General features: G+C 65.4%; 16 protein-coding genes. 6 read left to right on the top strand and 10 right to left on the bottom strand.

Annotated elements, in window-relative coordinates:
* Positions 1-18: 18 nt before the first annotated feature.
* From PHI64_RS13630 to PHI64_RS13615, 4 genes are read left to right on the top strand one after another with little or no spacing between them, the layout of a single operon-like run.
* On the top strand, positions 19-1,275 hold the full coding sequence (locus PHI64_RS13630; RefSeq protein ID WP_299883687.1) for an efflux RND transporter periplasmic adaptor subunit: 1,257 nt from the start codon (positions 19-21) through the stop codon (positions 1,273-1,275).
* A 21-nt stretch (positions 1,276-1,296) separates the two neighbouring features.
* Positions 1,297-1,656: a hypothetical protein gene (locus PHI64_RS13625; protein ID WP_299883685.1), complete on the top strand. Its 360-nt coding sequence runs from the start codon at positions 1,297-1,299 to the stop codon at positions 1,654-1,656.
* Positions 1,657-1,689: 33 nt separating this feature from the next.
* Complete coding sequence (locus PHI64_RS13620) at positions 1,690-1,848, top strand: hypothetical protein (protein ID WP_299883683.1); 159 nt, start codon at positions 1,690-1,692, stop codon at positions 1,846-1,848.
* A 13-nt stretch (positions 1,849-1,861) separates the two neighbouring features.
* On the top strand, positions 1,862-2,506 hold the full coding sequence (locus tag PHI64_RS13615) for an alpha/beta fold hydrolase (RefSeq protein WP_299883681.1): 645 nt from the start codon (positions 1,862-1,864) through the stop codon (positions 2,504-2,506).
* A 259-nt stretch (positions 2,507-2,765) separates the two neighbouring features.
* Here PHI64_RS13615 and PHI64_RS13610 read toward each other — a convergent pair whose 3' ends face one another.
* The 4 genes from PHI64_RS13610 to PHI64_RS13595 form a co-directional block, all read right to left on the bottom strand.
* Positions 2,766-3,584 (bottom strand): class II glutamine amidotransferase, encoded by an 819-nt coding sequence (locus PHI64_RS13610; RefSeq protein ID WP_299883679.1) that lies wholly within the window; start codon positions 3,582-3,584, stop codon positions 2,766-2,768.
* Positions 3,585-3,726: 142 nt separating this feature from the next.
* On the bottom strand, positions 3,727-6,090 hold the full coding sequence (locus tag PHI64_RS13605) for a TonB-dependent receptor (RefSeq protein ID WP_299883677.1): 2,364 nt from the start codon (positions 6,088-6,090) through the stop codon (positions 3,727-3,729).
* 380 nt (positions 6,091-6,470) lie between these two features.
* Positions 6,471-6,800 carry an SMR family transporter gene (locus tag PHI64_RS13600; RefSeq protein WP_299883675.1) on the bottom strand — a complete coding sequence of 110 codons (330 nt, stop codon included), beginning with the start codon at positions 6,798-6,800 and terminating at the stop codon, positions 6,471-6,473.
* 87 nt (positions 6,801-6,887) lie between these two features.
* On the bottom strand, positions 6,888-7,112 hold the full coding sequence (locus tag PHI64_RS13595) for a hypothetical protein (protein ID WP_299883672.1): 225 nt from the start codon (positions 7,110-7,112) through the stop codon (positions 6,888-6,890).
* A 195-nt stretch (positions 7,113-7,307) separates the two neighbouring features.
* Here PHI64_RS13595 and PHI64_RS13590 point away from each other — a divergent pair, with 195 nt between their 5' ends.
* A complete protein-coding gene (locus PHI64_RS13590) occupies positions 7,308-7,898 on the top strand; it encodes a cytochrome b (protein WP_299883670.1) in 591 nt (196 codons plus the stop codon).
* Between the two features lie 195 nt (positions 7,899-8,093).
* Entirely contained in the window at positions 8,094-9,890 is a 1,797-nt protein-coding gene (locus PHI64_RS13585) for an ABC transporter ATP-binding protein (RefSeq protein ID WP_299883668.1), read from the top strand.
* Here the strand turns inward: PHI64_RS13585 and PHI64_RS13580 are convergent.
* From PHI64_RS13580 to PHI64_RS13555, 6 genes are all read right to left on the bottom strand, one after another.
* Positions 9,860-10,048, bottom strand: a complete 189-nt coding sequence (locus tag PHI64_RS13580) for a hypothetical protein (protein ID WP_299883666.1) — start codon at positions 10,046-10,048, stop codon at positions 9,860-9,862. The two genes, PHI64_RS13585 and PHI64_RS13580, sit on opposite strands and share 31 nt — an antisense overlap.
* Before the next feature lie 50 nt (positions 10,049-10,098).
* A complete protein-coding gene (locus PHI64_RS13575; protein ID WP_299883664.1) occupies positions 10,099-10,479 on the bottom strand; it encodes a hypothetical protein in 381 nt (126 codons plus the stop codon).
* A 222-nt stretch (positions 10,480-10,701) separates the two neighbouring features.
* On the bottom strand, positions 10,702-11,409 hold the full coding sequence (locus tag PHI64_RS13570) for a c-type cytochrome (protein ID WP_299883662.1): 708 nt from the start codon (positions 11,407-11,409) through the stop codon (positions 10,702-10,704).
* A 61-nt stretch (positions 11,410-11,470) separates the two neighbouring features.
* Positions 11,471-12,070, bottom strand: coding sequence for a peroxiredoxin (locus tag PHI64_RS13565; protein WP_299883661.1), 600 nt, complete (start codon positions 12,068-12,070; stop codon positions 11,471-11,473).
* A gap of 84 nt (positions 12,071-12,154) precedes the next feature.
* Positions 12,155-13,606: a DUF1501 domain-containing protein gene (locus PHI64_RS13560; protein ID WP_299883659.1), complete on the bottom strand. Its 1,452-nt coding sequence runs from the start codon at positions 13,604-13,606 to the stop codon at positions 12,155-12,157.
* Positions 13,607-13,653: 47 nt separating this feature from the next.
* Complete coding sequence (locus PHI64_RS13555) at positions 13,654-15,990, bottom strand: DUF1549 and DUF1553 domain-containing protein (RefSeq protein WP_299883657.1); 2,337 nt, start codon at positions 15,988-15,990, stop codon at positions 13,654-13,656.
* Between the last annotated feature and the right edge of the window lie 29 nt (positions 15,991-16,019).

Raw genomic sequence — 16,019 nt, 5'->3', positions numbered from 1 at the left:
GTCACCGGAAGCCCCACCATGTCCGACACCCCCGCCTCTCCCCTCGCCGCCCACACCAACGGCAAGACCCTGCGCTACGCCCGCTTCGCCGGGGTCAGCCTGCTCGGCCTGCTGCTGGCCGGCGGCGGCCTGCGCCTGGCCCTGGAACACCAGGAAGCCCGCGCCCTGGAACAGCGCACCGCCGACAGCCTGACCCGCAACGTATCCACCGTGGTAGCCCGCCCCGGCAATGGCCAGCGCAGCGTGACCCTGCCCGCCACCCTCCGGGGGCGCAGCGAAACCACCATCCTGGCCCGCAGCGGCGGCTACCTGGCCGCCTGGCACAAGACCATCGGTGACAGGGTGGGCAAGGGCGAGCTGCTGGCCACCATCGAAGCCCCCGAGCAGGACCAGGAACTGGCCCAGGCCCGGGCCGCCCGTGACCAGGTGCGGGTCCGCGTGGACCTCACCCGCGACACCCTCAAGCGCTGGGAGCACCTCTCCAGCCTGGACAGCGTGGCCCGGCAGGACCTGGACGAAAAACGCAGCGCCGCCGCCCAGGCCCGGGCCGACCTGGCTGCCGTCGAAGCCAACGTGCGCCGCCTGGAGCAGCTCAAAGGCTTCCGCCGCATCGTGGCCCCCTTCGCCGGCGTCATCACCCGGCGCAGCGTCGAAGTAGGCGACCTGGTGGCAGCCAACGGCAAGGAACTCTTCGCCCTCGCCCAGACCGACCCCCTGCGCCTGAGCCTGTGGATTCCCCAGGTATATGCCAGCGAGATCAGCACCGGCCAGGAGGTGAGCCTGGGCATTCCGGAGCTCCCCGGCAAGACCTTCACCGCCCGGGTGGCCCACGCCGCCGGAGCCCTCGACCCCACCACCCGCACCCGCCAGGTCGAACTGGAACTGCCCAACCCCGACGGCAGCTTGCTGCCCGGCACCTACGGCGAAGTCAGCTTCAAGCTCTCTGCCAGCAGCAAGGCCCTTCTCGTACCCACCAACGTGCTTGTCACCGGCCAGCACGGCAACCAGGTGCTGGTGGTGGACGGAGACAACAAGGTGGCCTTCCGCAAGGTCACCCTGGGCCGCGACCTGGGCCGGGACATCGAGATCCTGTCGGGCCTGAAGGCTGGCGAGGTGCTGGTCAGCAGCCCCTCCGACCTGCTCGCCGAGGGCGAGACGGTCAATCCCCGCGCCCTGCCCGACAAGAAGGGCAAGGGCGGCGCCAACACGCCCCCCGCCACAAAGGCCGCCGCCAACGACGCCACCCCCGACACCCCGAAAGCCCCCAGGGGCTGAGCCCCACCGGAGAACCGCCCCATGAAAGCCCTTTACGCCATTGCCCTCATTGCCACCACCGGCACCGCCGCGCCGGCCCTGGCCGGCCCCATCGACAACGGAGCCTGGACCCACGCCTGCGGCCCCCGCCCCGCGGCCGTGAGCCTCGACCTGAAGAACGCCGACGCCTTCAACAAAAGCGTCGGCACGGTCAATGCCTACCGCCAGGCCCAGCGCGCCTGGCTCGACTGCCTTCAGAAGGAAGGCAACGCCGACATCAAGGCCACCAGTGACCTGATCAGCCAGACCATCAACAGCGAAGCCCAGGCCGCTCGGGAAGCCAACGAAAAGATCGCCGCCGACGCAAAGGCGGCGGACAGCAAGTTCGGCGGCGGGAAGTGAGCCTGCCCCTTTGACGAACACATCGGCGCCCCCATGACGCACAAACTGACCACCGCTGGCCTGGTGCTCGCCGCCCTGGCCCTCTACGCCGCCGGCGCCGACAGCGGCAGTGCCGGCTTCGTCATCGCTGGCGTGGCCTTCGAGATGGCATTCTGGGTCCGGCGCCTGCCCCGGCGGCAGGACGCAGGCTGAGCCTCGCGCAGCAATGACGCCTCGCCTCCCGGCGAAGATGGCCTTCACCGGTCTGCTCGCGCTGGTCGGCCTGACTGGCTGCGCGAGCTTCGAAGGCCTGCAGAGCAGCCTGATCTTCCGGCCCACCGATACGAAGCTGACCATCGACACCCCCGCCCTGACGGAAATGCAGGAACGGTGGATCGATTTCACTTCGGAAGCATCGGGCAAGCCCGTACGCCTGCATGGTCTCTGGCAGGAGGCCACCAGCGGGGCGACCGATGCACCGATCATCCTGTTCCTGCACGGCGCCCGCTGGGACGTGACCAGCTCGTCCTACCGCTTCCGGCGGCTACGGGACCTGGGTTTCGCGGTGCTCGGCATCGACTACCGGGGCTTCGGCAAGAGCAGCCCCGACCGGCCCACCGAGACCCTGGCCTACGAGGACGCCCGCGCCGCCTGGGCATGGCTGGCCCGGCACCATCCCCAGCGGGCCCGGTACGTCTACGGCCACTCCCTGGGTGGCGCCATCGCCAACTCGTCCTGCACGGCGACGCCGCCAAGTACGCGCCGGCCCTGGCCGAGCTGTTCAGGCTGCCACGGGCGGAGCGCTAAGTGGAAGACAGCAGGCCGAGTGGTGCTTCCGTGGGGTCGAATTCATCCTAGAAAACTCAGTTGACCGTGCATTTCCGGCTGAAAGCCTTATGGGACAAGGGTTTCGGCAATTTCTGTCCAACTGCTCTGCAGATAGCACAGACTCGCCGAAACCCGCGCTGACAAAGGATTTCAGCCTGCCAAGGCCTTTCAACTGAGGTTTTTAGGTTCATTCGACCGCGGACTTTGATCATCGGCTTGCCGGTCATTGCGTGAGCAGGTCGAATAACTTCGACCCCACGGGGAAAGCCACGGAGCCCCCGGCTCAACACCTCCCAGCCACCTCACGAGCAGGCCTGGGCGCCCTCGGGGATGCGGCCGGCGAGGGTGCTGGCGGTGGCCAGCACTGCACCGTCGCGGAAAGCCCACAGGGTGCCGGCCGGCATGGCCACCCAGTGTTCGTTGCGGGTCAGGGGCACGGTGGCCAGCAGTACGGTACGCATGCCCGGGTCAAGGCTGGTGGTGAGGTCCAGGCCCAGGTTGGCGTCCTGCAGATGCACTTCACCGAAGGGCGCCTGCCGGATCACGTAGTGCAGGCGGGTCGAGCAATGGGCCAGCATCACGTCACCGTCGGAGAGCAGGAAGTTGATGACCCCGTGGCGGGTCAGGGTGATGGCGGCCTCGCCGAGCCACCCGAAGAGCCGGTCGAGGGACGGGCGGACCTGGCCGAAGTGGCGGCGCATCTCCTGCATCAGCCAGCAGAAGGCCCGCTCGCTGTCGGTGGTGCCGACGGGGCGGAAGCTCCCGTCGAAGTCCGGGGTGAAGTCGAGCAGCGTGCCGTTGTGGGCAAAGGCCCAGTTGCTGCCCCATTGCTCCCGGGCGAAGGGGTGGGTGTTTTCCAGGCGCACGGCGCCCACGGTGGCCTTGCGGATGTGGGCCACCACGTTGCTGGCCGGAAAGGGGTGGTGGCTGATCATCTCTGCCAGGGCCGAGCGGCAGGAGGGCTGCGGCTCATTGACGATGTGCAGCCCGGGGCCGTCGAAGAAGGCGATGCCCCAGCCGTCCCCATGCACGTCCGTGCCGCCGCCCCGGGCCTTGAAGCCCTTGAAGGAGAAGCAGATGTCTGTGGGCAAATTGCTGTTGAGCCCGAGGAGCTGGCACATGGTCGCCGGAATCGGAAAAAAGTCGGTGGGCCGGACGGTGCCGGGGCCTGTAGGGTTGAGAACGCGCGAAGCCGGCGCCAGGTGGACCGGCTTCGGAAATCCGGCTGCCGGCCCGTGATGTGGGTCACGGGCCGTTACCGCCTTACCAGCTATACCCGGCCTTCAGGTAGGCAAAGCGGCCGTTGAAGCCAAAGGGCGAGCTCTGACTGTAGGGCAGCACGGTATTGGGCGTGGTGGCCGCGGTGAGGCGGTTGGGATAGCGGTCGGTGAGGTTGTCCACCCCGGCCGTGAAAGTCCACTTGCGCAGCTTGTAACTGGTGGCCAGGTCCAGCACCCAGGCGGCGTTGAAGGTCTGGTCCAGGGCCGGGTTGCTGGCGTGGAAGGCGGTGAACTCGCCGTAACGGGTGAGCAGCCCGCGCAGGTTCCAGGCGCCAAAGCCATAGTCGGCGCCGAGGGTCAGCTTGTCCGAAGGCACGCCCTTGGTGATGCGCCCGGTTTCGGCCCGGCCGATGCGCGTCACCGCCAGGCCGTTCTGGGCCAGGATGGCCGGGTTGGACGCCACGTGGGTGATGTCGGTGGTGTTGTAGTTGAAGCCCAGGCTCAGATCCACCCTGCCCCGGCTGCCCAGATCGAGGCGATAGGTGCTGACCAGGTCGATACCGCGGGTGCGGGTGTCGATGCCGTTGGTGAAGTAGCGCCCGCCATCGGTGTTGGGGTAGCCGTTGGCGGTAAGAAAGTTGCGCACCGCCGTACCGGTGAGGTTTTCGGACAGCACGATGCGGTCGCGGATGTCCACCTGGTAGGCGTCGATGGAGGTGGTGAGGTTGCGCACTGGCTGCAGCACCACGCCCAGGCTGAAGTTGGTGGATTTCTCGGCCTTCAGGTCTTCGGCGCCAAGCTGGCGGGCCACCGGGTCGGACACCGCGAAGGTGCGCACGTCGTAGGGCACGCTGCTGATGAAGCTGGTGGTGGTGGTCGAGTAATACTGCTGCACCAGGGAAGGTGCCCGGAAGCCGGTGGACGCCGTGCCGCGCAGGGCCACCGCCGGCGACACCGCATAGCGCCCGGCCAGCTTGGCCGAGGTGGCGTCGCCGAAGTCGCTGTAGTTCTCGGCGCGCAGGGCCACCGAGCCACTCAGCTTCTTGGTGATGTCGGCCTCCAGGCTGGCATAGACGGCCTTGCTGTTGCGGCTGTTGGTGCCTGCGTCGGTGGGCCGGAAGCCGGCAAACACCTGGGCGCCGGTGCCGAAGTAGGAGTTGGGCTCGCCCGCCGAGATGGCGTACTTCTCGTTGCGGGTCTCCAGACCCCAGGCCAGGGTCAGCGGGCCGGCCAGGGCGCCGACGGTGAACTCCCGGGCGAAGTCGGCATTGATCACCGTCTGCACGTTCTCCAGCTCGCCGTCATAGAAGCGCGTCGGGCTGCTTGCCCCCAGGCTGGTGTTGAGGCTGTTCTCGATGTTGAGGCGGTAGCGATTGACGCCGTAGTTGGCGCTCAGATCCCAGCGCCAGCCCCCGTCGGTGACGCCACGCACACCGGCCACGAAGGCCTGGTCGATGCTGTTGCTGGCCTCGATGGGCAGGTAGCCGTTAGGGTAGATGGCGCGGATGTTGCGGCTGTCCAGGGCCGGGCGGTAGAAGCCCGCCGCGCGGGTGTTGCGATTGGTGTAGTTGCCGAAAAAGTAGGCCTCCACATCTGCATTGAAGGCGAACTGGCCATTGAGGAAGACCGATTCCTGATCGCTGTCCGGGTCGCCGAAGCGCTGGCTGACCTTGCCGTAAAGGGGCTCGGCCGGGTTGCGGAAGTCCGGCAGGGCACGGTTGGTGGAATTCTGCTCGCGCTTCTCCACCGCCACCCGCAGCCAGCCGCTGTCCGACAGGGGCAGGCCGAAATGGGCGCTCTGCTTGTGCTGGGTGCCGTCACCCTCGCTGTACTGGCCGAAGCTGGCCTCTACCTCGCCGCCCTCGGCGCCCTTCTTGAGAACGATGTTGATCACCCCGGCGATGGCATCGGAGCCGTACTGGGCCGCCGCACCGTCGCGAAGCACCTCGATGCGCTCCACCGCCGCCAGGGGAATGGCGTTGAGATCCACCGGCGCCGAGCCCCGCCCCTGGGTGCCGCTGGAGTTGAGGATGGACGTGGTGTGGCGGCGCTTGCCATTGACCAGCACCAGGGTGTGGTCGGGAGACAGGCCGCGCAGCTGGGCCGGGCGCACCGCGTCGGTGGCGTCGGTCACCGAGGGCCGCGGAAAGTTGAGGGAGGGCAGCAGCCGCGCCAGCACCGTGGCCAGCTCGGTGGCGCCACTGCTTTCCAGTTCCTTCGCGGAGATCTGGTCGATGGGTGACAGGGACGAGGTGACGGTGCGGGCCTTGGTACGGGTGCCGGTGACGATCACCGTATCCAGATCAACACCGTTGCCGGCGGCCTGCTGGGCGTGGGCACCCCCGGAGAAGGCGGCGGCGAGGCTGAGGGCCAGCAGGCTGGGACGAAGAGGGCGAGGACGCAACATGATGGAGGCCTTGTTGTTATTGGACGGTCAGGCTTCCGTTTGCAACTTGTGCGCCATGGGGCGGCCGGGCGCGGCGATGCGCACCGAAGGCCTTCATTCCAAAGACAAATGTGGCCGCCCAGCAGCCTCAGCCAGCCCCCCCGGCTTGGCCCTGGCTGTTGCCTGAGCAACAGCTGCAGCACATTCCTGCGCCGGGATCATCATCACTTCAGGCGATAAGCTTTTTACAAGGCCGGACCGGGCCTCATCAGGCTCTCAAAGCCTGGCGGGGTGATTACATGCCGGCGCAGAACTCGCCCCAAGGACGGCCGGTGGGCTTCCGTGGGATCGAGTTCATTCGACCCCACAAGGGAAGCTCCAGCCTGCCCCTGCCCTGACCCTCAGTGCGCCTGTGACTTGGAAAAGACCTGGATGATCACCACTCCGGCGACGATCAGCCCCATGCCGATGAGAGCCGCGGTGTCGAGCTTCTGGCCGTAGACGAAATAGGCCGCCACGCTGATCAGCACGATGCCGGCCCCCGACCAGATGGCGTAGGCGATGCCGATGGACAGGTGGCGCAGGGCCAGGGACAGGAAGAAGAAGGCCGCGCCATAGCCCACCACCACCAGCAGGCTGGGCATCAGGCGGGTGAAGCCGTCGGCGGCCTTCAGGGCCGAGGTGGCGAAGATCTCGAAGACGATGGCCAGGGCCAGGTAGAGGTAGTGCATGGGATGCGAGGAATCGGAGGATGGCCCGAGCTTAACCCGGAACCGTGCCGCGGCCACTCCCGGCGAGGGAGTACTCCCAGCCGCGATTCAGCGTCGCTGGCGTTTCGGGCCTTCGCTGGCGATGACCGAGCCGATGGGGTACTTCTGCCTGCGGATGACGATGGCGCCCGTCCGGTCGAGAGTGCCGCCGGGCCCGGTGACAAAGCCCAGGCCTGCGGCATGCGGGAGATACCGTGACGGCGCAAACAGGCGGACCCGGTACCACTTCCTGAAGTAGTTCTGGATCAGCTGGATGGAATCATCGACCGCCACCGCGTCGCGCACGCCGCCCAGGTTGGTGGCGGCAAAGGATTGGTCGACCTGAGCTTGGGTCGCGACGTCTACGCCTTCTCCACACGTTCTCCAAGATAGCTACATCGTGGCTCAATCGGCGGTTGGCAAAATCACGGCTTCGGGCGATTCACACCTGTAGCACGCGTAGCCTATTCACCCAGAAGGACATTCCCGATGCAATGGCGCAATAACAAGACCCGATTTGGTGCTTTGGCAAAGCTCTTCCACTGGACGAGCGCGGCGGCCTTCATCGGCGCTTACATCGTCGTCTATTACGTCATCTGGTTCATGGACTACGATACCCAGCCCGAATCCCTGCTCGTGCTCAACATCCATTGGATACTTGGCTTGCTGGTCGGTTTTCTGGTGTTGCCCCGGCTGCTTTGGCGTCTGCTGGATGTGCAACCCGAAGAGCCTCCGGGATCGAAGCTGGAGCACTGGCTTGCCCATGTCGCGCACGTGGGACTGTACGGCCTGTTGATTTTGATGCCGCTGACGGGCTACTTGGGCACGCACGCTTCGACCGACTTCGGGCTGTTCTCTGTTACGGGATTCAATGAAACCGCGCTGTTTTCCTGGATCAGCCGAACCTTCGACGTTACCTGGAAGGCATTCGAGATGCCCATCGACGTGGTGCATCACTTCCTGGGCAAGTGGGTGGCCTGGGGCGTCGTCGCACTGCACGTGGCCGCGGCTTTGTTTCATCACCGGGTACGCCGCGACGACGTATTGACCCGTATGTTGCCCTGTTCAAAAGCAGGGTGAAACGGGCTGCCCCGGGGCTATCCGACCTCGACCATCGGTACCACCGCTTCACTTCATGATGCCCTGTCGTGTCCACGCAATCTCCATGGCGCCTGCGGCGTGTGTGCATCGGTGGGCGCCCGAATGATGGGTTCAGACGACCTTACTGGCCACACCTTGGCGAGCCGGATCGCCGTCTTTGGATGATAGAGAGAGATGCAGGCACCAGCAGAACCGTCCGCAAACTCGCGGCAGGACTACGAGGAACTCGCCGCCGCACACGTTTCCATGAAGCGGGTGTTCGCCTTGTTCATGCCCTACCGGCTGAAAGTTCTAGCGGTCGTGGTGCTGTTGATAGTTGGCTCCATGATCGGCATGGCCGCGCCCTTTTTGCTGCGGGCCATCATCGACGATGCATTGCCTGGCGACAATTTTCCCCTGTTGCTCTGGCTGGTCGGCGGGCTGGTTGCGGTGGCGGTGCTGGGGGCTGCGATCAGTACGGTGCAGACCATTCTGTCGGCCCGTATCGGTCAGGCGATCCTGCACGACTTGCGGGTGCGTGTGTACGCACACCTGCAGTCGCTGTCGCTGCGATTCTTCGCGGGCAACCGTACCGGCGAGATCCAGTCGCGCATCGCCAATGACATCGGCGGCCTGCAATCGCTGGTGACTGATGCCGGCAACGAGCTGGCGCGCAGCCTCAGCACGGTGCTGATGACGGCGCTCGCCATGTGGCTGCTTGACTGGCGGCTGGCGCTGTTTTCGCTGCTGGTCGTTCCGCTGACGGTCGTGATCAGCCAATGGGTCGCCAAATTGCGCGAGGCCATTACTTTCGAGCAGCAGGCCAGGCAGGCGGATCTGTCCGCGGCGGTGCAGGAGTCCTTGTCGCTTTCCGGCATCATCCTCGCCCGCACCATGGGCCGCAGTGGCTTTCTGGTTCGCCGGTTCTCGCGAACTTCGCGGGAGGTCGCGGCACTGGAGGTGCGCTCGCGTACCGCCGGCGAATGGCAGTGGGCACTGATCGGTTTGACGCTCTCGATCCTGCCTGCGCTGACGCTGCTGCTCGGTGGCTGGTTGATGGGCGGCAGCACACCGCTGACCATCGGCACGCTGGTGGCCATGATCGCCCTGCAGGAGCAGTTGCTCTGGCCTTTCGAGCAGTTGCTTCAGTTGGGGCGTGACCTGCGTACCACCCGCGCGCTGTTCGCGCGCATCTTCGAGTACCTGGACACTCCCGTCGAGATCACCGAGCGTGCCGCTGCGGTGAGCCTAGAGCGCGCGCAGATGCGCGGCCAGGTGACGGTCGATGGCGTCAGCTTCCGCTATGACCCGCACAGTGCGCCGGTACTGGAGGACATCAGTATCGACATTGCGGCAGGCACCCACGTCGCCATCGTCGGCGCCACCGGATCGGGCAAGACCACGCTCGCCCACCTGCTGGCCCGGCTGTACGACGTGGATGGCGGCTCGATCCGCTACGACGGTGTCGACGTGTGCGATCTCAGCTTCCAGTCATTGACCGACATGCTCGGTGTGGTTTCCCAGGAGCCGTACCTGTTACATGCCTCGGTGGCGGACAACCTGCGTTTCGCCAAGCCGGATGCGACCGATGACGAACTGTTGGCCGCCGCCAGGGCCGCGCAACTCGATGCCGTCATCGAGGCGCTGCCCGACGGGTACGAGACGCTGGTCGGTGAACGCGGCCAGCGTTTCTCAGGCGGAGAGAAACAGCGCCTGGCGCTGGCTCGCACCATCCTGCGCAATCCACCAGTGCTATTGCTCGATGAAGCCACCAGTGCGCTCGATGTCCGCACCGAACAAGCCTTGACCAAGGCGCTGGAGGCTCTGTCGAAAGACCGCACAACCATCACTATCGCGCATCGACTGTCCACCATCCGCCGCGCCGATCTTATCGTCGTGCTGCAGCGGGGGCGGATCGTGGAGCGCGGTAACCATGACGAACTGCTGGCGCAGGGTGGCGTCTACGCCGGGCTAGTCCGGTCTTTTTCGTAACAGACGCAGACTCGGCCGATCAGGATCTCGATAAACGAGAGTTCGGGGGCGTCGCTTGCCTCGATCTGGCGTGAATCCTCTTCCGCTGCGGCCAGGCCCAGCCCGGCGACGATCGCGCCAAGCACCGAGAGCCAGACGAAGAGAGTGATGTTGCGCATGCACGGACTCCTTTCGGGGAGGCCACCAGCGGCCGGGGGTAGCGGCACCCTCAATCCTGCTTGTACACGTTGTGGCAGCTCTTGCAGGCGCGGCCCAGTTCGGCGGATGCGGCGGCGGCCGAGTCGAAATCCTTGGCGGCAACGGTGACGACGATCTGCTTCGACAGCGCGACACTCTTTTCCGAGAGTTTCACCCCTTCTTCCGCATCCCCCTTCTTCACGTAGTGGTCGACCACCTCGGCAAAGAGCTTCTCCAGCTCCTTGGCGTCGGCGGTGGCGGTCTTGGCATCCTTCAGGCCAATGGCCGAATCGGCGCTTTTGAAGGTGTCTTCGATGTTGCGCATGAAGTCTTCATCCACGGCACTGGTGGCGGCATAGGCACTGCCGGCAAAGATGGCGGTCAGGGCGAGATAGGCAAGCTTGGTTTTCATGGTTCCGGTTTATTGAATGCGGGGAACGGCGTGCGCCGCCCCGGTCGGGTCTTACGAAATGCCTGCGCTCACCAGGTCGCCAAAGGCCATGGCCACCAGGGCACTCTTGCAAGCAGTTGGATGAAAGGGCTCATGCCCTTGAAAAGGTGATTCGACGGCACCCGCACAGCGGCTTTTCCTCGGCGCCCCAATACGCGGCTGCCTGCCAGGCCGACACCCTGCTCAGGGGAGGCCCGAAAGGTAGCTGCTCAGGGCCCGGATCTCCTCATCGCTGAGGGGGCGGATCTGGCTGTTCATCACCCCATCCCGGCTGTTGCTGCGGTCCCCGCTGCGCCAGTCGAGCAGCTGCTTTTCCAGGTAACGCCACTCCTGGCCACCGAGCCGCGGCGACTCGGCCCCTGCCCCGGCGAGGCCCTTCCCGCCGGGCCCATGGCAGGTGATGCAGGCGGCAATGCCACGGCCTGCATCACCCCTCTCGTACAGCCCCCGGCCCACCGGGTTGTCCCCCGAGCCATCCCCCTTCATCGGCGGCTGGCTGGCGAAGTAGGCGGCGATATCGGCCAGATCGGCGGGTGTCACTGTCCGCGCCATCATGCTCATCACATCGTGCTTGCGGGCGCCGCTGCGGAAGTTGTCCAGCTGTTTCAGCAGATACTCCACCGGCTGCCCGGCCAGCTTGGGCAGGCGCCCTTCAGAACCCTCGCTGTGCCCGAGCCCGTTGCCATCCGCCCCGTGGCACTCCTGGCAGCGCTCGTCATCGGACTTCTTCAGACCACGGACAGGATCACCCCGGAGCCCCTGAACCTGGGCCGATACCACTGCCGCAGCCGGAGCCTTGCCCTGCCCCCGGGCTGCCGGGGGCTTGGCCGACTGCGCCCCGGCCGGCGCTGCCAGCAGGCATCCGGCCAACACCACCCCCACCATTGCCATGGCCGGGCGCCACCGCGGGGCCCACTTTGCCCCCCTCGAATCCGTCATCGAAACCGGGCCCTCAGCGTCGTGCCAAGGCCAGACGGTTCACGGTCTCAAGGGCCTTCTCCACGTTGGCCACAGGGGCCACGCCGCCGATGGTGGCTGCCACCTTGCCATCGGGCTTGATGACGAAGGTCACCCGATCCACCCGGCCATGGTCGATGTCCTGCCCACGGGTGTCCTTGCGGCCCGCCGGGATGTCGGCCACGGCCAGATCGAAGGAGCGCGCAATCCGGCCCTCCGGGTCGGAGGCCACGGCCAGCTTGCCGGCGCAGTATTCGGGGTCGGCCGAGAAGGCGTTGAGGCGCTTGATGCTGTCCAGGGACACGCCGATCACGGTGGCCCCGGCAGCAGCAAACTTGTCGATGTTCTCGGCGAAGGTGTGGGCCTGCAGGTTGCAGCCGCCGGTAAAGGCCGAGGGATAGAAATAGACCACCACGGGGCCCTTCTTCAGGGCGTCCTTGAAGGTGTAGTTGAAGGCCTTGCCCGCCAGGGATGCCTGGGCAGTGAAGTCCGGGGCCTTGTCCCCTTCCTTGAGATCGGCCAGGGCGGGGGTGGCAAGGGCAGCCGACAGCAGCAGGCCGGACAGAAGGGTATTTCTGATCAATTGCTTGTTCATTGGGGTTTGTCCCGGAAGGGCAGCCGGCCATTCATGCCGGCCGCCTTCCTTGTTGTCATCGAAGGAAGCGGAAGCCGACCGGCATCAGGCCAGCAGCTCCTTGACCACCTTGCCATAAACCACCGTCGGGCGCTCGGAGCGGCCATTGTTGACGAAGGTGGTCTTGAGGTGATCCAGGCCCAGCAGGTGCAGCACGGTGGCGTGGAGGTCGTAGGTGTCCACGCCCTTGTCCTTGTCCGCCACCTGCACACCAAGCTCGTCGGTCTCGCCGTAGGTAAAGCCAGCCTTGACGCCACCACCGGCAATCCACTGGGTGTAGCCCCAGGGGTTGTGGTCGCGGCCGGTGCCGCTCTCGCCCCACGGGGTGCGGGAGAACTCCGACGCCCACACCACCAGGGTGGAGTCGAGCAGGCCAAGGGTCTTCAGATCCTGCAGCAGACCGGCGATGGGCTTGTCCACCATGCGCGCCTGGGTACCGTGGTTGCCGTCCAGGTCACTGTGGGCGTCCCAGCTGCGGCGCTCCTGGTCGGAGATGTTGCTGGGGTAGCCGGACACCACCTGGACAAAGCGCACGCCCCGCTCGACCAGCCGGCGGGCGCGCAACAGCACACGACCATAGCTTTCGCTGGTCGGATCGTCGATGCCGTAGAGCTTGAGGGTGGCCTCGGACTCCTTGGAGAGATCGACGGCCTCCGGCGCAGCCTTCTGCATGCGGTCGGCCAGCTCGTAGGACTCCAGGCGGGCGCGCAGCTCGGTGTCGTTGGGGCGACGCTCACCGCCCAGACGGTTGAGGTGCTTGAGCAGATCCAGGGAGGCGCGCTGCTGGTCGGCGGAGCGCAGTTCGGGGCGGTCCAGATAGATGATGGGGGAATCCCCAGGCCGGAAGGCCGTGCCCTGATAGACGGCCGGCAGGAAGCCGGAGCTCCAATTGACCGAGCCGGCGCTGGGCTCCTGCTCGCCGTTGTAGAGCACCACATAGGACGGCAGGTCGGGATTGAGGGAGCCCAGGGCGTAGTTGACCCACGCCCCCAGGGACGGCCGGCCGGGATTGAGGTCGCCGGTGTTGAGCTTGAGGATGGAGATGTCGTGGGTGGCGCCCACCGTGACACTGGATTTGATGAAGGCCAGCTTGTCGGCGTGCTGGGCCAGATTGGGCAGCAGCTCGGAGAACCAGGCGCCGCTCTCGCCGTACTGCTTGAACGTGCGCTGATTGGAATAGAACAGCTTGTTCACCCCCCCCTGGGTGGAGGTCTTGATGCCCTTCATGAAGGAAGCCGGCACCGGCTGCCCGGCGAGCTTCACCAGCTCGGGCTTGTAGTCGTACAGGTCGAGAGTCGAGGGCGCGCCGTTCTGGTGGAGCCAGATCACCGACTTGACCTTGCCCGGGAAGTGCGGCTGCTTGGGGGCCAGCGGGTCGATCAGCTCGGCGGCGGTGGCCGCGTTGATGAAGCCCACGCCCGGGATGAAGCCGCTGGCGGCAATGCCGCCCACACCCAGCCCGGCCTTGAGGAGAAAGTCTCGACGGTTGGTACTCATGGTCATTGTTCCTTATGGAGTCTTGTTGTCTGCTATTGGGGGCTTACTCAGAAGCGATAGGCGAAGTCGTTGGAGTTGGCCACGGTATGCACCAGATCCACGAAGGCAGCACCACGCACCGGATTGATGAGGCTCGGGTCCTTCAAGCCAGTGGGCACTGCAGCTTCGAACCTGCCGGCGGCCACCTTCTTCTGGACAAGGCCCTCTTCCTTCGCCAGGAAGGCCTTGAGCGCGACAGCTTCGGCCTTGTTCGGCTCCCGGGAGAAGAGGATCTGGTAGAGGCGGTTGAACTGGGCCGTCTCGTCCTTGCCCACTTCATTGATGATCCGGCCAGCCAGCGCCTGAGACCAATTCACGACGATGTCGCTGTTGAACAGGGTGAGGGCCTGCAGTGGTGTGGTGGTCACGTCACGCTTGTGGTGGGCCTGGGAAGGATTGGCCGGATCGAAGTTCTGCAGCAGCGGGTAAGGCAGGCTGCGGCGGCTGAAGATGTAGATGCTGCGACGGTTCCAGTCGGCCTTGTCGGTGGACACCGTCCATTGGCGGTTGCCGTCGAAATCGGCGCGGCCGTTCTCCAGCACCTTGGCGATGGGCGGGAACACGGACGGACCGCCAACCACGTCGGTCAGCTGACCGGATGCATACAACAATGCATCGCGGATCTCCTCGGCCTCCAGGCGCTTGCGGGGATAGACCGCCAGCAGTTCGTTCTTCGGATCGAGCTTGGCCACATCATCCCGCGGCGCAGAGGACTGACGATAGACGCTGGACAGCAGGATCTCCCGCTGCAGCTTCTTCACACTCCAGCCGTTCTTGACGAAATTCGAAGCCAGGTAGTCGAGCAGCTCCGGATGGGTCGGCTTCTCGCCGGCACGACCGAAATCCGCAGGGGTATTGACGATGCCCTTGTCGAAGTACTGGCTCCACACCCGATTCACATAGACCCGTGCCGTGAGAGGGTTGTTCGGGCTGGCCAGCCAGCCAGCCAGGGCGGTGCGGCGCCCCGACGAATTGGCCGTCGGCTTGATGTCGATCTTGTCGCCGCCCCACAGAGCCGGAATGCCCGGCTGAACTTCTTCAGTGGGACGCTCGTGGATGCCGCCGAAACGGACGAAGGTCGGAGGCGAATCGGTCTGGCCCAACTCGGTGGCCGCGGTGATGAAGTTCGAACCGCCAATGGGGCGCAGATGCTCGAACTTGCGCAGCTCCGCCTGGAGCTTCTGGTACTCCTTCCAGGCGGTGATCCGCTCCGGCGAGTGGTCCGCGTGATCCTTGGTCTCGGCGGTCAGCCTCAGGTAGCCCGCCAGATCGGTATCGGCATTGAAGACCATCTTGTGACGGAAGTTGACCCAGCGATCAAGGGCGTTCCAGTCCTTCTCGGCCTTGAAGATGGACTCCCGGCTGTCGGTCAGGTAGCGCTCCTTCTGATACTTGATGCCGGCTTCACGATAGGGCGCCACAACGGCGGCCATCTTGTCGCGGATCTCTTTGGTGGCCTCCCTGTACCTGGCCTGTTGTTCGGCAAACTTCTTGTCCCAGGCGGTTTCGGTGCCCTTGGCAAGCGGCGTGCGCAAATCGAAGGCCGTATTGGCAAAGAAGGCCTGGAGCTGGAAGTACTCCTTCTGGCTGAGCTTGTCGGCCTTGTGATTGTGGCAACGGGCGCAGCCCGTGGTGGAAGCCAGGAAGGTTTCGCCGATGGTGTCGGTGATGTCGGTGGTGATCTGGTATTTGCGTTGCACCAGATCGCGGGAATTGTGGTTGTCCGGGTAGCCTCCCAGGAAGCCGGTCGCTACCTTGGCATCCTGACTGTCGGGCCACAGCTCGTCCCCGGCCACCTGCTCCTTGATGAAGCGGTCGAAGGGCTTGTCGGCATTGAAGGCGCTGATCACATAGTCGCGATAACGCCAGTTGTTAGGCCGGGTCGTGTCGTTCTGGAAGCCCGAGCTGTCGGCATAGCGCGCCAGATCAAGCCAGCGCCGCGCCTGGCGCTCACCAAAATGATGGGACGCCAGCAGCCGGTCCACGAGCTTCTCGTAGGCGTTGGGAGACTTGTCATTGACGAAGGCCTGAACCTCCTCCGGCGTCGGCAACAGGCCCCAGGCGTCCAGCGTGGCGCGGCGGATGAAAGTGGCCCGATCAGACTCGGCGGCCGGCTTGATGCCCTTTTCCTCCAGGCGCGCCAGCACGAAATTGTCGATGGGGGTACGTGCCCATTTGGCCTGCTTGACGGCCGGCACCTCCGGGGACTTCACCGGCAGATAGGCCCAGCCATTGGGAACAGTGGATTTAGCCGCCACCGCGGGCTTCTTTTCCGTTTCCGCACCAATGACCGACGTCGTCACGGCCATCATGACCGCCACATACACAGCTTTTCTCACAAGCATCAAGAGACTCCCTGAAACACGATTGATCA

It is taken from the genome of Zoogloea sp., from assembly GCF_028689785.1.
GTDB lineage: Bacteria > Pseudomonadota > Gammaproteobacteria > Burkholderiales > Rhodocyclaceae > Zoogloea.
Note: the sequence above shows the minus strand (reverse complement) of the source record. Positions and strands in the feature narration are given on the sequence as shown.

Coding starts and splice junctions, on each gene's coding strand:
- PHI64_RS13630 (WP_299883687.1), top strand. CDS start 19: ATGTCCGACACCCCCGCCTCTCCCCTCGCCGCCCACACCAACGGCAAG.
- PHI64_RS13625 (WP_299883685.1), top strand. CDS start 1,297: ATGAAAGCCCTTTACGCCATTGCCCTCATTGCCACCACCGGCACCGCC.
- PHI64_RS13620 (WP_299883683.1), top strand. CDS start 1,690: ATGACGCACAAACTGACCACCGCTGGCCTGGTGCTCGCCGCCCTGGCC.
- PHI64_RS13615 (WP_299883681.1), top strand. CDS start 1,862: ATGACGCCTCGCCTCCCGGCGAAGATGGCCTTCACCGGTCTGCTCGCG.
- PHI64_RS13610 (WP_299883679.1), bottom strand. CDS start 3,584: ATGTGCCAGCTCCTCGGGCTCAACAGCAATTTGCCCACAGACATCTGC.
- PHI64_RS13605 (WP_299883677.1), bottom strand. CDS start 6,090: ATGTTGCGTCCTCGCCCTCTTCGTCCCAGCCTGCTGGCCCTCAGCCTC.
- PHI64_RS13600 (WP_299883675.1), bottom strand. CDS start 6,800: ATGCACTACCTCTACCTGGCCCTGGCCATCGTCTTCGAGATCTTCGCC.
- PHI64_RS13590 (WP_299883670.1), top strand. CDS start 7,308: ATGCAATGGCGCAATAACAAGACCCGATTTGGTGCTTTGGCAAAGCTC.
- PHI64_RS13585 (WP_299883668.1), top strand. CDS start 8,094: ATGCAGGCACCAGCAGAACCGTCCGCAAACTCGCGGCAGGACTACGAG.
- PHI64_RS13580 (WP_299883666.1), bottom strand. CDS start 10,048: ATGCGCAACATCACTCTCTTCGTCTGGCTCTCGGTGCTTGGCGCGATC.
- PHI64_RS13575 (WP_299883664.1), bottom strand. CDS start 10,479: ATGAAAACCAAGCTTGCCTATCTCGCCCTGACCGCCATCTTTGCCGGC.
- PHI64_RS13570 (WP_299883662.1), bottom strand. CDS start 11,409: ATGGCAATGGTGGGGGTGGTGTTGGCCGGATGCCTGCTGGCAGCGCCG.
- PHI64_RS13565 (WP_299883661.1), bottom strand. CDS start 12,070: ATGAACAAGCAATTGATCAGAAATACCCTTCTGTCCGGCCTGCTGCTG.
- PHI64_RS13560 (WP_299883659.1), bottom strand. CDS start 13,606: ATGAGTACCAACCGTCGAGACTTTCTCCTCAAGGCCGGGCTGGGTGTG.
- PHI64_RS13555 (WP_299883657.1), bottom strand. CDS start 15,990: ATGCTTGTGAGAAAAGCTGTGTATGTGGCGGTCATGATGGCCGTGACG.